We start from the raw sequence: 15459 nt of genomic DNA on the forward strand, positions 1-15459 counted from the left end.
ACGGAGGTTAGTCATGGAGAACAATGCAAATTCTATAGCCATTCGTGTAGATGATTTATCGTTCCATTATGGTGATAAAAATGTACTTCAACATGTAACGATGGAAATCAAAAAAGGATCTTTTTTAGGGCTTGTTGGTCCGAATGGTTCAGGTAAATCTACACTGATTAAATGTATATTAGGTCTCCAAAAGCCTCAGCAAGGGCAAGTTTATCTATTTGGAGAAAAAGTAAATAAATTTAATGATTGGGAAAAGATCGGCTACGTTTCCCAAAAAGCAAACAGTTTTAACACTGCTTTTCCTGCAACAGCATTTGAAGTCGTATCTATGGGGCTTTTCGGTAAGGTTGGTTTGTTCCGTTTTTTAAAGGCAGCGGATAAAAAGAAAGTATGGGATGCTTTAAAATCAGTGAATATGGATAATTTTGCGCATCAGAATATAGGTGAACTCTCTGGTGGTCAGCAGCAGCGAATTTTTATCGCGCGGGCGTTAGTAAGCGATCCTGAGCTTTTGATCCTGGATGAACCGACTGTTGGTGTTGATACAGAGTCTTCAGAATCTTTTTATAAGATGTTAAAAGATCTGCATCTTGATAACAACATGACGCTTGTATTGGTTACACATGATGTAGGGGTTATGACGAATTATGTAACAGATGTAGCCTGCTTGAACAAACAGGTTCACTTTCATGGAAATACAAAAGAATTTGAGGAGAGTTCTTCTGAAAACATGTCTGCTTTTTATGGACATCATGTTCATGTTCTCCACCATGACCATGAACAGAAGTAAGGGGATGAATGAATGTTACCGTTTTTAAAATACGAATTTTTACAAAACGCCTTCTTTACAGGGATAATGGTCGGACTGCTTGCACCAGTGTTAGGAGTCTTTATCGTTGTGAGGAGGCAAGCTTTAATTGCAGATGCACTTTCTCACATTACTTTAGCGGGAATTGCAGCTAACTTGTTGTTAGGAAAGTGGTCTTCATTCTTTGCTGCAGCTAATCCCATATATCTAGGAATGGCTTTTTCGGTAGGTGGAGCCATTTTTATAGAACAGCTTAGAAAAGTATACAAACATTACGAAGAACTAGCTATACCAATTATCATGTCAGCAGGAATAGGCCTAAGTGTTATTTTTATTTCAATGGCAGATGGATTCAATACTGATCTGTTCAATTACTTATTTGGAAGTATTATCGCAGTTAAGAAGTCGGATGTATGGACTGTTTTTGCTATTCTTATTGTTGTCCTTCTATTTGTATTCTTTATGTACAAAGAATTGTTCGTCCTATCCTTTGATGAAGAGCAAGGGAAACTATCTGGAATACGAAGCAGCTGGATCTTAATTGCTTTTATGGCCATTACCGCTTTAGTTATTGCAGCATCGATGAAAATAGTCGGTATTCTTTTGGTTTCTGCTCTTATGACGCTGCCGGTAGCGGCAAGTATCCGAATCGCAAAAGGTTTCAAACAGGCAATCTGGCTTTCCGTTCTTTTCGGAGAGGCTGCCGTAATTTCTGGCATGTTTCTTTCCTACTATCTCGATCTTGCTTCAGGAGGAACCATTGTTTTATGCCTTGTTGTTATTTTATGCTTAAGTATTCTTTATAAAAAATTTACAGGTTCCAGAAAGGTGGGTCACTTGTGAAATTTGCCATAACGATAGATAAAGCAATGGAGATTCTGAAAGAGAATGGCTATAAGTATACAGAAAAGAGAAAAGATCTTATTTCTTTATTCGCAGAGGAAAAAAGATATCTTTCTGCAAAAGATGTACAAGAAGGGCTAAAAGAAAAATATCCTGGTCTTAGTTTTGATACGATTTATCGAAATTTAACGACCTTCGTTGATCTAGAATTGCTTGAAGATACCGAATGGGAAGGCGAAAAAAAGTTTCGGTTTACGTGTGCACACAATGAACACCATCACCATTTAATCTGTCTCACCTGTGGCAGCACGAAATCGATTCACACTTGCCCGATGGAAGTTCTGAACAGTGAACTAAACGGGTTTGACGTGACAGGTCATAAATTTGAGATCTACGGCTATTGTACGGACTGCAGAGATTAAATTTTTTTGTGTGTAAACAAGTATGTTCCTCCTTTTATTTAGCCAAGCTAAAGAGAAAGGAGGTTTTTTTATGCCTGAAGTAAAATGTAATGTTTCGAATTGTACCTATTGGGGTGAAGGCAATAACTGTGCAGCAGATGCCATTCTTGTTGAAATCGATAAGCATGCGAATATGTCTGTTGATATGAGCGCTGATGGTAACCTCCATGGAGATGCCGCTCATAAAGATGCTGCCTATGATCCAGCTGAAACGTGTTGTCATACATTTAAACCAAAGCACTAAACGAGGGGGCCATTTATGTGGCCTCTTTTCTTATGCCCATAACTTAACATCTATGAAATATCTCTTTTAAAGCCATAATAAGAACGCTCCTTAAGACTAAAAGAGGGGGAATCATCATGGCATACGAAAGAGATGAACGTAATATAAACGAAGCTGGATTTCGTGAAGAGATGGCGGCTGAAGCTGTACCCGTTCCTGTAAGAAGTGATATGACACTACCTGAAAACGAGCGTCCTCGTTATGCGGATAGAGAAAAAGATCACGGACATGAACACGAAGTAAATCGTGAAAGAGCAGGAGGAAAAGCGGCTGGAGTCATCGCGATTATTCTTTCTGTCTTATCACTGTTCATACTACCCGTGTTATTTGGAGCAGCAGGTATTATCGTTGGTTTTATTGCCAGAAGACAAGGTGCACATTCGCTTGGGAATTGGGCGATCGGAATTGGTATCGTATCGATAATCATTTCGTTATTTTTTGCACCGTTCTTTTAAAGGAAGAAGGAGCAAAGGAGAAGCTGAGGCTTCTTCTTTTTTATATGAAAAAAAGTTGAAGTTTACTGGGATAATATGGTTAACGTGAAATTATTACGTTTAACGTGAAATTATAGAGATTAATGTGAAATAAATTCAAATAACGTGAAATTATATAAAATAACGTGAAATTAAAATCAATGAGCTTTTTTTTATAAATGGGATGAACATGTATGTAAATTGTTTGTTCCACGTGACTTCCCATGTAAAAGTGATCAGCTAAAAGGCATTTTTTCAATCAATGCCAGACCACCGCTCATGCTTGCTGAATTTCCGCAGAAAATACGGCACGCCAGCCAATCCTTTAATTAAAAAAAGCTCCCAAAACGGGAGCTTACGTACTTTATATTTTTTGTGCAGCTGCTTCAGCTTTTAACTTTTCTTCATGAGCTTTTGCTAAAATATCTACTTCTTTCTTCAGTTCATCTAACAATTGATCTTCAGGAATCTTTCGTACAATTTCTCCGTGTCGGAATAACAATCCTTCTCCACGAGCCCCAGCTATACCAATATCAGCTTCACGAGCCTCACCAGGCCCGTTTACTGCGCAGCCTAGAACAGCTACTTTGATAGGAGCACGTACATTAGAGATATATTCTTCTACTTCATTAGCTATTGAAATTAAGTCAATTTCAATTCGGCCGCAAGTTGGACAGGAGATCAAGGTAGCTGCGTCAGATAAAAGTCCGAATGATTTCAAGAGCTCACGAGCCACTTTAACTTCTTCAACCGGGTCCGCACTTAACGAAATACGTAAAGTATTACCGATGCCTTTATGAAGAATTGCTCCAAGGCCAGCGGCACTCTTAACAGTACCAGCAAAAAGTGTACCTGATTCTGTAATACCAAGGTGCAGCGGATAGTCAAATGCTTTTGAAGCTTTTTCATAAGCTTCTATCGCTAAATTAACATCTGAGGCTTTCATTGAAACGATAATATCATGAAAATCAAGTTCCTCTAGAATTTGAATATGGTGAAGTGCGCTTTCCACCATACCATCTGCAGTAGGATATCCGTATTTTTCAAGATATTTCTTTTCAAGAGAACCTGCGTTAACACCTATTCGAATTGGAATCCCTTTAGCTTTAGCTGCTTTAACTACGGCTTCTACCTTTTCGCGGCGCCCGATGTTTCCAGGATTAATTCTGATTTTGTCAGCTCCGCCTTCGATAGCCTTAAGAGCGAGTTTATAATCAAAATGAATGTCCACTACAAGCGGAATATTAATTCTTTTCTTTATATCTGCTATCGCTTCAGCAGCGCGCATGTCTGGACATGCTACACGTACGACCTGACAGCCTGCTTCTTCTAGACGCTTTATTTCAGCTACTGTGGCTTCTACATCATGTGTCTTCGTTGTTGTCATACTCTGAACAATAACCTGGTCTGTACCACCTATTGTTAATGGTCCTACTTTTACAGGTCTTGTTTTAGAACGGTGGGTGATTTCACTCATTTGGTGAATCGCTCCTTTTTTCAAATTGACAGTATTAGTCTGTCCTATCATCAGTTCATTTTAGCAGGGATTATTTTGTTTTGACAAGTAATGTTATCTATCCACTTTATTATATAGCGGAAATTTATATGATTTTCCTAATTGAATATTTTCTGGGTTCACTCCAGGATTCAATGATTTAAAATCTTTTATCATGGTAACGATAGAATAATTTCCATTCGTATTAAGCTTCTCAACAACTGAGATTAAGGTTTCACCTGGCTTAACCTCATATGTTTCGTAAGATTTTTTTTGCTTTTTTTCTGTTTTTATCTCCGCATTAGCATTTGCAGGTGTAGATTGAGGGAGTGTACCAATTTTTAAATCATAAGCAACCACATATAAAATAAGCATAATCGCACAGGCTCTCAGGAAACGTTTCATGAATTCCCTCTCCTTTCGCATAATTTCACATATAAGACTATATGCTTGTCCATCTTTAATATGACAAGTTTAAAGTGACTTCTGGATAACCATTGGTGTAAAATGGAAAGGCAGGAAGGACAGAAAAAAATACATTTCTGCGTATCTTTTTAGATGTACTGATTGGAGAGGTGAAATTTATGAAAAAAGCAAAAGTGCTCGCCCTGCTATCTATAATGGCTGCAGCATTATTTATTGCCCCTTTAAAAATGTTTGCAGACGCAGCACCTGGGGATGTCATCGTTACACTTGGACAAAACTTAACTGAAGAACAAAAGAACAGTTTATTAAAAGAGATGGATGTATCTGCTGATGTAGAGACAGTACAAGTTACAAATGAAGAAGAACACCAATATCTAGGTGAATATATATCAAAAGCTCAAATTGGATCAAAAGCGATCTCGTCATCTAAGATTACAATTGGTGAAAAAGATCAAGGTTTATCTGTTGAAACCAACAATATTAATTGGGTAACAGAAGAAATGTATATGAATGCATTAACGACTGCTGGTGTTACAGATGCAGAGATTTATGTTACAGCACCTTTTGAAGTGTCTGGTACAGCAGCGTTAACAGGTATTCTTAAAGCATACGAAACAACAGCTCAGATTGAGATTCCAGAAGCGCAAAAACAAGTAGCTAATGAAGAAATGGTTAAAACAGCTAAATTAGGAGAAAGAATCGGTACAAAAGAAGCAACAGAATTAATGACTCGTGTTAAAGAGGAAATCGCAAAGAATCCGGTACAGTCAGAAGAAGATTTGAGGGCGTTAATCGAAAAAGTTGCAAAAGATATGGGAATCGAACTGACTCAAGATGAATTGAACGGGCTTATTGCGCTATTTAATAAGATGAAAGATCTAAATATTGATTGGGATCAAGTTCAGAGCGATCTTAAGAACATTAGTGAAAACCTTGGAGACTTCTTAAACAAGGAAGAGACACAATCTTTTATTCAGAAAATAATCGACTTTCTTATCGCACTGATAGAGGCGATTAAATCACTCTTTAAATAGACAGAAAAAAAGCGGCTCACAGGCCGCTTTTTTTATTTTTTTTCGAAGGTGTCTTAGTAATAGCTAGGATGCAAATTATAAATGATAATAGCCAAAACCAAATAAAAGAGTGAGGAACATGAATATTTAAAGTAAAAAGAATTGTGATCAAGACAGAAGGAAGGGTAATTGAATAACAAGATATGACCCATAGATGTCTATACGTAAGTTTTCTGCCCAAAATTTTTGCTGCAGGAATTGCAATACCAGCTATTATGGAAACACCTGAAAATAGTATGCCTGAGAACAGGACATACATCACCGCATAGATTACGGCTATAATGATAGGGTATATTCCATCTAGTGAGGTAGCAAAATTTTGCATTTGATCTGGATTTAAGCCAAAGCTTTCAAAATTGGACAAGGATTGATTACCTGACAAAAGACTTAATAAGAAAATGATTAATACAGGCACAATACATAATAAGGTTAGGGATAGAACATAAAGAATAGTACTCCCTACACCTAATAATCTAAATTGAGCAATCGACATTATGGAAAATAAACTTTTAACAAAACGAATATGTAATTTCATTAAAGAATCCCCTTTATTTACTGACCATAAATAGTTTACATGAACCCAGACCTTTCGACAATAAGATTCAATTGTAAAGGAAATGTTACAAATTCCCCTTTTTTATTTACACAAACTATACAAATAGAGATAATGGCAAAGGTTGATAAATGATAGTTAATAAGGAGCTGTAAACATTGAATTATCAAGAAATGTTATTTCAATTCATCGGAGGACTGGGGATCTTCTTATTTGGGATTAAGTACATGGGAGATGGACTTCAAAATTCAGCAGGAGACCGATTACGAGAAATACTTGATAAATTAACAACAAATCCTTTTATGGGAGTTTTAGCAGGGATATTTGTAACAGTATTAATTCAAAGTAGTTCAGGTACGACTGTGTTAACAGTTGGACTTGTTAATGCTGGATTCTTAACTCTAAGGCAAGCGATCGGTGTTATCATGGGGGCAAACATTGGTACAACAGTTACGTCCTTTATCATCGGTATCGATGTAGGTGAGTATGCATTGCCGATCATAGCAGTTGGATCCATCTTAATCTTTTTCTTTAAAAATCCGAAGTATAACTATTTTGGACAGATTACGTTTGGTTTTGGTGCGTTATTCTTAGGTCTTGAACTAATGGGTGACGGAATGAAACCATTGCGCAGCCTTGAAGCATTTCAAGAGCTGACGGTTTCCATGAGTGACAACCCAATCCTTGGAGTTGTAATTGGAACGTTATTTACTGTTATTGTGCAGTCTTCAAGTGCAACGATTGGTATTTTACAAGAGCTGTATTCTCAAAATATGATTGATCTTAAAGCCGCACTGCCTGTATTGTTTGGTGATAATATTGGTACTACGATTACGGCAATCTTAGCAGCTATCGGTACTACAGTTGCAGCAAGACGCGCTGCGCTTACTCATGTAATCTTTAACTTGCTTGGAACAGTTATCTTTTTGATCGTTCTTGTTCCGTTCAGACACTATATTGAATTCTTATCTGCAAAGTTTAACTTGGAACCGGCTATGCAAATTGCATTTGCACATGGTACCTTCAATGTCACGAACGTTCTGATACAGTTTTGGTTCATTGGGTTATTAGCCTTTATTGTTACAAAACTTATTAAGGGTGAAGATGTATTGATTGAGTACAAGGCAAAACATCTTGACGAAATCGTTTTAGAGAGTTCACCTTCTCTAGCAATTAGACAAGCTAAGCAAGAAATTATTCGTATGGCTAACTATTCTCAGGCGGGATTAAAAGAAGCCATCGCTTATTTAAATGAAAAAGATAAAAAGAATTCTGATCTTGCTCTTCAATATGAAGAAGCAATCAATAATTTAGATCGCCAGATAACATCTTATCTTGTAAAACTGTCTGCACATCCGTTAACACCTCAAGAATCAAATGAACACTCAATGCTGCTAGACACCTCTCGTGACATTGAACGTATTGGGGACCATATGGAAAATATTATTGAACTTGTTGATTATCAACTGCGTAATAATGTTCGTTTGACAGACACGGCTAAAAAAGACTTAGATGAAATGTTTACTCTTACCGTTTCAACAGTCGACAAGGCCGTTAAAGCATTAGAAGAAGGAAACATTGAACTGGCTAAAGAAGTGCTTGGATTAGAAGATAAAATCGATAAAATGGAGCGTACACTTCGCAAACAGCACATTATGCGTATGAACGAAGGACTATGCGACGGAAATGCAGGTATTGTTTTTGTTGATATCGTAAGTAACCTAGAAAGAATAGGGGACCACGCTGTTAACATTGCAGAAGCTGTACTAGAGAAGTAAAATGAAGCCAGGGGGAATTTCCTCCTGGTTATTTATTTGGTCTTTTACGAGAAAGGAGACAGAAGTGGACTATTTATATTGGTTTTTAATTGGTTTAGCGTTAGTAATCAGTTTTATTGCGTTAATCTATCCGATTTTACCTGGTGTATTATTTTTAGCTGCCGGTTTTTTAATTTATGGATTTGCTTTTTCATTTGAGCCGTTCACGCCTTTATTTCTTACTGTGCAAATCCTATTGTTTATCAGTTTGTTTGTTGTTGACTACATAGGGAATGCTTATGCGGTTAAGAAAAAAGGAGGATCTAAAGCGGCTTTATGGGGAAGTACGATCGGATTGATAGTCGGACCTTTTGTAATACCTGTTGCCGGAATACTGATTGGACCGTTTTTAGGTGCTGTAATTGCAGAACTTCTATTCCAAAGAAAAGGATTGAAGTCAGCCGTTTCTGTAGGTATTGGTACTGTGCTTGCTTTCGTAGGAACAACTCTGATTAAAGTCTTTACACAGGCTTTAATGATCGGATATTTTTATTATCAAGTGTTATAAATCTTCATTGCTTATTGCTGTCGGGCGTGTTATATTATTTTTGTTCTAAAAAGTACATGTGTTCGCGCAAATTCATTTCAAAAATGTTATTGACATTAATTACGACAACGTGATATAGTAGTTCTTGTCCTTAACAAAGTTAAGACGTTATTCCACAGTAGCTCAGTGGTAGAGCTATCGGCTGTTAACCGATCGGTCGTAGGTTCGAGTCCTACCTGTGGAGCCATTTTGGCGGTGTAGCTCAGCTGGCTAGAGCGTACGGTTCATACCCGTGAGGTCGTGGGTTCGACTCCCTCCGCCGCTACCAAAATGTTTTATTAATTAATCACGATGGCGGTCGTGGCGAAGTGGTTAACGCATCGGATTGTGGTTCCGACATTCGGGGGTTCGATTCCCCTCGTCCGCCCCATAACATGTACATAAGTTTTATCTTTGGACCCTTAGCTCAGTTGGTCAGAGCGGTCGGCTCATAACCGATTGGTCGTAGGTTCGAGTCCTACAGGGTCCACCATATAATCGAGGAGGTATACCCAAGTCCGGCTGAAGGGATCGGTCTTGAAAACCGACAGGGGTTTAACGACCCGCGGGGGTTCGAATCCCTCTACCTCCTCCATTACATATTTTGTAGTAAATAAAATTATAAATATCTTCTTTTTGGCTCGATAGCTACGAGCGTTACAGCACGAGTATGCTGCGAGTTGTCTCGACGGATACACCCTAGAAGGGAACGTGTAGAGGAAGAGACACAGTAATTAAATAAGACCAAAAATTTTGGTTTTGAAAAATTTTTGGCTCGATAGCTCAGTCGGTAGAGCAGAGGACTGAAAATCCTCGTGTCGGCGGTTCGATTCCGTCTCGAGCCACCATACTATACATATTAACCTTACGGCGTGGCGTAAGGTTTTTTTATTGTTAGAAAGGGTACAGTGTTTAAAAATTGAAAGTTCGCTATAAATTTGATAAGGTAAACATGTTGAATACTTTCTAAACAAGTAAGTTGATTAAATGGTTTCACTTTTCAAGTTACCTTGAAAATGAACATATAAAACTCTACATATTATAAGGAGGAAATGAACATGGCTAAATTTGAACTGCCTGCATTACCTTATGAAACAAACGCACTTGAACCGCATATCGACAAAGAAACAATGGAGATCCACCACGGTCGCCATCACAAAACATATGTTGATAATTTAAATGCTGCTCTTGAGGGGCAAGCTGAATTTGAAAACAAGAGCTTGGAAGATCTTCTTTCAAACCTTGATTCTCTTCCGCAAAGTATCCAAAATGCTGTTAGAAACAATGGTGGTGGGCACGCTAACCATAGTCTTTTCTGGGAAGTAATCGCACCAGGCGGAGCTAACGCACCATCTGGAGAACTTGCTGACAAAATCAACAGCAAATTCGGAAGCCTAGATGCATTTAAAGAAGAGTTTGCGAACGCTGGTAAAACAAGATTTGGCTCTGGCTGGGCATGGTTAGTTGTAAACAATGGAGAGCTTGAAGTTACAAGCACGCCAAACCAAGATACACCTGTTATGGAAGGTAAAACACCGATCCTAGGACTAGATGTTTGGGAGCATGCTTACTACTTAAATTATCAAAACAAACGTCCTGATTACATCGCTGCATTTTGGAACGTTGTAAACTGGGATGAAGTTGAAAAGCGTTATAACGAAGCAAAATAATTAATGAAAGCTGCTGGCTTGCCAGTGGCTTTTTATTATGCCTTTGTCATGTATTTCATAATGATCTGCTAACCTTACTAATAGTTCATCAAGAGCTAGATTACCGTCACCGAATGGAACAAACGATTGAATAACAAATACATTTTTTGATTGAAAATACCAAATAAAATCTTTTTGCAACTTCGCGCTGTCTTCTAGTTTTACATCGGAGTCATAGAAAAGGTCTATATCTACAGAATCAAATATCCAATACTCAAACATATCATCATACCCCTTTATACAATAAAAACCAATTTATGAAAAAGTGAATAGCCCCTATCGTCTTGAAAGACACTAACGACGATATGTAAGGGGGCGAAAACATGAGATTAAAAAAATTCATGGATACCGACCAATACCCTAGAGATTTGTTCTTATTGCTATTTGTGGGCGGATTATTTACCTTAAGTACAGCTCTTTCAAATACGTTTGTTAACATTTTTTTGTGGAAGCAATCTGGGAAAATTACAGATATCGCTTTTTATAATCTTTCTATTGTTGTCATGCAGCCGATAGCGTTTTATTTAGCGGGATGGTTTGCCAAAAAAATTGACCGCGTTATCGTACTGAGAATAGGTGTTTTAATACTTGCTTTATTTTATATAGGCGTCCTTTACATGGGATCGTTGGCGAGTAACTACATCATTTTACTAGGGGCTATGTTAGGATTTGGTTTAGGATTTTACTGGCTCGCTTTTAACGTGCTGACATTGGAAGTTACCGAACCGGAGACCCGTGATTTTTTTAACGGATATCTAGGCGTACTGAATTCCCTTTCAGGAATGATTGGTCCACTCAGTGCAGGGTATATCATTACTAGGATGGACAAACATGCAGGATACGAAACAATTTTCACCGTTTCAATGGTCTTGTTTTTTGTGGCAGTTGCTATAAGTTTTTTTTTAAAACGAAGAAAAGCAGATGGCAGGTTTGGTATAAGAGAGGTTTTACAGGAACGTAAAAAAGACAAAGCTTGGCTGCAGTTGCTAAGAGCACATTTTTTTCAGGGATTTCGTGAAGGAACATTTGTTTTTTTAATTGTAATATGGGTATATACAGCTTCTAAAAGTGAATTCGCTCTTGGAACTTACGGGTTTGTTCAGTCCTTAGTATCTTTTGTTGGGTATTATTGTGTCTCGCATTATTTAACACCTAGGAATAGAATGAGAGCGATATTTATTGGAGGATTGTTGCTCTTTATTTCGCCGTTTATGCTGCTTTTCCCCGTTTCATTTACACTCCTCGTCGTATACGGGGTATCTGTTTCGATTGCTTATCCGCTGTTATTAGTTCCATATGTCTCATTAACGTATGATATTATCGGAAAATGTAGGGGTATTCATGAAAAAAGAATTGAGTATATTGTTGTTCGTGAAATGTATCTGAATGCAGGAAGGATCATTTCAATCATTACGTTTATCATCGTGGTAAATCTTTTATCACAAGAAAAGGGTATCCCTTTATTGCTGCCCATTTTAGGTGCCGGACACTTTTTAATTTATTTTTGCTTAAGAAAAGTTTCTTTCTCAAAAAACAGCTCTCAAAAAACAATTGAGCTTGCAGAAACACAGCAAGACGGAAACAATCCTAACAAACAATAATTATCTTTTGACATAATTGCCTTTGTAAGGATACTATTATTATGCAGATATAATTACCGGTTCGCTTTAGACACCTTTTTAGAAAGGTGTCTGTGCTGTTTTAGAGGGAGATTTACAATATTATGAAAACAAACGACAATAAAAAGAAAAACCATGTACCAATTCGAATCAATGCCCTTTTTTTATCGGCGTTCTTTCTCTTTTCAGTGTTGGTTCTCAGACTTGGTTATGTGCAGATCGTAAAAGGTGAAGAATATAAGCGCGATGCTTACTTAACAGAGAATGTAACAACGAAATTGGATGCTCCACGAGGTAAAATGTTTGATGCGAACTACCGGGTAGTAGTGGATAATGATCCAGTTTTCTCTATTACATATACAAGAACTCAGGAAGCTGATGCTGAGCAAAGATACAAATTAGCCTTAAAGCTAGCGGATCTTATAGATAAAGATTTTGAAGAACTAACCGAACGAGATAAAAAAGATTATTTTATTTTTCTAAACGAAAAGGAAGTAGAATCAAGATTATCTAAGGAAGAGAAGAAGGATACTCCCCCAGAAGAGCTTTATAATCTTATGCTTCAAAAAGTAACTCAAGAAGATATTGACTCCTTTACAAATAAAGAGCTTGAAGTTCTTGCGATTAAAAGTGAAATGGACAGGGGTTATACGCTTTCTCCCCAAAGAATTAAGGTTGGAGCTACCGAAAAAGAAATTGCGTTGATCAGTGAGCATTTACCTGAACTAGAAGGTGTGGATATAAAACCTGATGCTGAACGATCATATCCTTATGGTAATTCTTTTCGTGATATCTTCGGTCAAGTAAAGCAAATACCGAAATCGAGAATGGATTATTACACAGCACGTGGTAATGACCGTAACGATATGGTCGGCACGAGTTTTCTTGAAGAACAATACGAATCACTTCTACGTGGAACAAAGTCGAAAATTAAATATGTTACAGATAAAAAGGGTAATCCAGTTGGAGATCCGGTAGAGGAAGATGGTGCAAGAGGAAGCGATCTTATTCTGACTGTAGACATGAATCTTCAGCAAGAAGTTGAAAAAGTCATCGAAGAAAAATTAAAAGATGCTATTCGGGGCAAGTTTGCATACGACAACAACAAGTTAAACAGTGCGTATGTTGTCATGATGAATCCGAATACCGGTGAAATATTATCCATGGCGGCTAAAAAATACGACAGAAAAACAGGGAAGTTTACAGACATACCTTTTGGCAATGTTTATGACTCATATGCTATGGGGTCAACTGTTAAAGGAGCAACTGTTTTAACTGGCCTCAAAGAAGGAGTCATCGAGCCAAATACGATCATTAATGATGCACCGTTAACTTTTGGTGACAGCCGTCCTTTAAAATCGCATGAAAACATGGGGCCGGTCGACGCTGTTGAAGCTTTAGAAAGATCTTCAAACGTATATATGTGGCACATTGCTATGCGTTTAGCGGGATATGACTATTCTAACAAGCGCTTTAACGAGAACAAGGTCCAAGAAGCATTTAATATATTAAGAAACTCATACAGTCAATTTGGTCTTGGTGTACCAACTGGAATAGATCTTCCCTCAGAGGCGACTGGTTATAACACAGGGATGAGCAATGAATTATCACAAGCCATGTTCTTCTCCATCGGTCAATTTGACACATATACTCCGATGCAGATGGCACAGTATGTTTCTACTATTGCTAACGGTGGCCTTAGAATGCAGCCGCATCTTTTAAAAGAGGTAAGAGAACCATCCGTAGATCCTAACAAGTTAGGAAAGCTTCTTTATCGATTTGAACCAAATATTTTAAATAGGATCGAAATGAAGCCAAGTGAAATCGCAGTTGTACAAAAAGGATTTTATGAAGTTATGCACGGCAACGGCGGTACAGCTGCATGGAAGTTCAAAAACAAGGATTATAATCCAGCAGGAAAAACAGGTACAGCCGAAATTGATAAGGCTACAGGTATTGTTAATAAGACACTGATTGGATATGCACCATACGAAAATCCAGAGGTAGCATTTGCAGTCGTTGTTCCAAACATAAAAGAAGGGAATACGAACAGTGAAATAGCTGAAGGGGCACTGGATGCGTATTTCTCAATGAAAAAAGAAGGCATTCCGGCTAAACCGGATACAAAAGATAGAGCTCAAGATGAAGAATCACGTTAAAATACGTGATTCTTTTTTGTATAGATAGATAGTCTTAGTAAAGACTAAGAACATATTCGTCGATGAATCAGTCTTAACAATACCTTTACAATTCATTAAAACGCAGTTCACATTCAAGGTTTATTGTAGAACATGTAAGAAAGAAACAAGCTCTTAAAAAAGGGATCATGACCTGAGAAGAATTTCTCTAACATGAAAAGACGAAAATCATATTTAGGGGGACCTATCAAGATGAAGAAAATGAAGTCTGTGTACCTTTTAGCGGTAATGTCACTAATCCTAGTTTTCGCTGCAGCATGTGGAAACAAGAGTGAAGATGGAGCTGCTGGCGGCGGAGATCTAAGCGGTAAAATCAAAATCGATGGATCATCCACAGTATTCCCAATTATGGAAGCTGTTTCTGAAGAGTTCCAAGCTGCAAATCCTGATGTTCAAGCACCTGTTGGAGTTTCGGGTTCAGGTGGTGGATTTGAAAAGTTCGTTCGTGGAGAACTTGACCTAGCTAATGCTTCACGTCCGATTAAAGATGAAGAAAAAACAGCTGCTGCAGATAAAGGTATTGAATTCACTGAGTTCGAACTAGCAAAAGACGGTTTGTCAGTAGTAGTACCAAAAGAAAATGATTTCATTGATCACTTAACACTAGATGAGCTTAAAAAGATCTTCCTTGAAGAAGAGGCTGCAAAAACTTGGGCTGATGTACGTGAAGGATGGCCTAAAGAAAAAATCGAAATTTATGCTCCAGGTACAGACTCTGGAACATACGATTATTTTGATGAAGTAATCCTTGAAGAAAAACCAATGCGCCGTGATGCTCAATTATCTGAAGATGACAACGTATTAGTTCAAGGTGTAACAGGTTCTAAAAATGCTATTGGATTCTTCGGTTATGCATACTACCAAGCAAATAAAGATAAAGTAAAAGCTGTTCCGATTGATGGTGGAAACGGTCCTGTAGAACCAACACCTAAAACAATTGAATCTGGTGAATACGCTCCACTTTCTCGTCCGTTGTTCACTTATGTAAACAACAAATCTCTAAAAGAAAACGAAGCAGTTTATGAGTACATGAAGTTTGCTCTTGAGAACGCAGGTGAGCTTGCATCATCTGATTCAATCGGATATGTATCACTTCCGAAAGAAAAGTACGAAGAGCAAATGAAAAAGCTTGATGAGCTTGCAGGTAAATAAGAATTTCTTATGGAATAACTTAG

At 37.7% G+C, this 15459-nt stretch carries 16 protein-coding genes and 6 tRNA genes; 18 read left to right on the forward strand and 4 right to left on the reverse strand.

Going from position 1 to position 15459, the window contains the following annotated elements; translation table 11 throughout:
* Positions 1 to 13: 13 nt before the first annotated feature.
* The 5 genes from QUF49_RS07695 (at position 14) to QUF49_RS07715 (ending at position 2850) form a co-directional block, all read left to right on the forward strand.
* Positions 14 to 790: a metal ABC transporter ATP-binding protein gene (locus QUF49_RS07695; protein ID WP_289495110.1), complete on the forward strand. Its 777-nt coding sequence runs from the start codon at positions 14 to 16 to the stop codon at positions 788 to 790.
* Between the two features lie 12 nt (positions 791 to 802).
* On the forward strand, positions 803 to 1651 hold the full coding sequence (locus QUF49_RS07700; protein ID WP_289495111.1) for a metal ABC transporter permease: 849 nt from the start codon (positions 803 to 805) through the stop codon (positions 1649 to 1651).
* A gap of 8 nt (positions 1652 to 1659) precedes the next feature.
* On the forward strand, positions 1660 to 2073 hold the full coding sequence (locus QUF49_RS07705) for a Fur family transcriptional regulator (protein WP_289497604.1): 414 nt from the start codon (positions 1660 to 1662) through the stop codon (positions 2071 to 2073).
* 70 nt (positions 2074 to 2143) lie between these two features.
* Positions 2144 to 2356, forward strand: a complete 213-nt coding sequence (locus QUF49_RS07710) for a DUF1540 domain-containing protein (RefSeq protein ID WP_289495112.1) — start codon at positions 2144 to 2146, stop codon at positions 2354 to 2356.
* 116 nt (positions 2357 to 2472) lie between these two features.
* Positions 2473 to 2850 carry a DUF4190 domain-containing protein gene (locus QUF49_RS07715; protein ID WP_289495113.1) on the forward strand — a complete coding sequence of 126 codons (378 nt, stop codon included), beginning with the start codon at positions 2473 to 2475 and terminating at the stop codon, positions 2848 to 2850.
* Positions 2851 to 3232: 382 nt separating this feature from the next.
* Here QUF49_RS07715 and ispG read toward each other — a convergent pair whose 3' ends face one another.
* Complete coding sequence (gene ispG, locus QUF49_RS07720) at positions 3233 to 4345, reverse strand: flavodoxin-dependent (E)-4-hydroxy-3-methylbut-2-enyl-diphosphate synthase (RefSeq protein ID WP_289495114.1); 1113 nt, start codon at positions 4343 to 4345, stop codon at positions 3233 to 3235.
* Between the two features lie 93 nt (positions 4346 to 4438).
* Positions 4439 to 4768 (reverse strand): LysM peptidoglycan-binding domain-containing protein, encoded by a 330-nt coding sequence (locus QUF49_RS07725; RefSeq protein ID WP_289495115.1) that lies wholly within the window; start codon positions 4766 to 4768, stop codon positions 4439 to 4441.
* 179 nt (positions 4769 to 4947) lie between these two features.
* Between QUF49_RS07725 and QUF49_RS07730 the strand changes: the two genes are divergently transcribed.
* A complete protein-coding gene (locus QUF49_RS07730) occupies positions 4948 to 5823 on the forward strand; it encodes a DUF1002 domain-containing protein (protein ID WP_394602934.1) in 876 nt (291 codons plus the stop codon).
* Between the two features lie 16 nt (positions 5824 to 5839).
* On the opposite strand, the gene QUF49_RS07735 is transcribed toward QUF49_RS07730, so the two are convergent.
* Positions 5840 to 6397 carry a DUF1189 family protein gene (locus QUF49_RS07735; RefSeq protein ID WP_289495116.1) on the reverse strand — a complete coding sequence of 186 codons (558 nt, stop codon included), beginning with the start codon at positions 6395 to 6397 and terminating at the stop codon, positions 5840 to 5842.
* 191 nt (positions 6398 to 6588) lie between these two features.
* Between QUF49_RS07735 and QUF49_RS07740 the strand changes: the two genes are divergently transcribed.
* From QUF49_RS07740 to QUF49_RS07780, 9 genes are all read left to right on the forward strand, one after another.
* On the forward strand, positions 6589 to 8193 hold the full coding sequence (locus QUF49_RS07740) for a Na/Pi cotransporter family protein (RefSeq protein ID WP_289497606.1): 1605 nt from the start codon (positions 6589 to 6591) through the stop codon (positions 8191 to 8193).
* A 64-nt stretch (positions 8194 to 8257) separates the two neighbouring features.
* Complete coding sequence (locus QUF49_RS07745) at positions 8258 to 8740, forward strand: DUF456 domain-containing protein (protein ID WP_289495117.1); 483 nt, start codon at positions 8258 to 8260, stop codon at positions 8738 to 8740.
* 151 nt (positions 8741 to 8891) lie between these two features.
* Positions 8892 to 8966, forward strand: a tRNA-Asn gene (locus QUF49_RS07750).
* A gap of 4 nt (positions 8967 to 8970) precedes the next feature.
* Positions 8971 to 9047: transfer RNA gene (locus QUF49_RS07755), tRNA-Met, on the forward strand.
* A gap of 26 nt (positions 9048 to 9073) precedes the next feature.
* A tRNA-His gene (locus QUF49_RS07760) sits at positions 9074 to 9149 on the forward strand.
* Between the two features lie 25 nt (positions 9150 to 9174).
* Positions 9175 to 9251: transfer RNA gene (locus tag QUF49_RS07765), tRNA-Ile, on the forward strand.
* A 9-nt stretch (positions 9252 to 9260) separates the two neighbouring features.
* A tRNA-Ser gene (locus QUF49_RS07770) sits at positions 9261 to 9353 on the forward strand.
* A 177-nt stretch (positions 9354 to 9530) separates the two neighbouring features.
* Positions 9531 to 9606, forward strand: a tRNA-Phe gene (locus tag QUF49_RS07775).
* Between the two features lie 210 nt (positions 9607 to 9816).
* Entirely contained in the window at positions 9817 to 10428 is a 612-nt protein-coding gene (locus QUF49_RS07780) for a superoxide dismutase (RefSeq protein WP_289495118.1), read from the forward strand.
* Here QUF49_RS07780 and QUF49_RS07785 read toward each other — a convergent pair whose 3' ends face one another.
* The gene (locus tag QUF49_RS07785) at positions 10429 to 10689 is read right to left on the reverse strand and encodes a hypothetical protein (protein ID WP_289495119.1); all 261 of its coding nucleotides are present in this window, start codon (positions 10687 to 10689) and stop codon (positions 10429 to 10431) included.
* Between the two features lie 101 nt (positions 10690 to 10790).
* Between QUF49_RS07785 and QUF49_RS07790 the strand changes: the two genes are divergently transcribed.
* The 3 genes from QUF49_RS07790 (at position 10791) to QUF49_RS07800 (ending at position 15436) form a co-directional block, all read left to right on the forward strand.
* Complete coding sequence (locus QUF49_RS07790) at positions 10791 to 12068, forward strand: MFS transporter (protein WP_289495120.1); 1278 nt, start codon at positions 10791 to 10793, stop codon at positions 12066 to 12068.
* A gap of 122 nt (positions 12069 to 12190) precedes the next feature.
* Entirely contained in the window at positions 12191 to 14245 is a 2055-nt protein-coding gene (locus tag QUF49_RS07795; protein WP_289495121.1) for a penicillin-binding transpeptidase domain-containing protein, read from the forward strand.
* Between the two features lie 231 nt (positions 14246 to 14476).
* Positions 14477 to 15436 carry a PstS family phosphate ABC transporter substrate-binding protein gene (locus QUF49_RS07800; protein ID WP_289495122.1) on the forward strand — a complete coding sequence of 320 codons (960 nt, stop codon included), beginning with the start codon at positions 14477 to 14479 and terminating at the stop codon, positions 15434 to 15436.
* The last annotated feature ends 23 nt before the right edge of the window (positions 15437 to 15459 follow it).

The organism is Fictibacillus sp. b24 (genome assembly GCF_030348825.1).
Lineage (GTDB): Bacteria > Bacillota > Bacilli > Bacillales > Fictibacillaceae > Fictibacillus.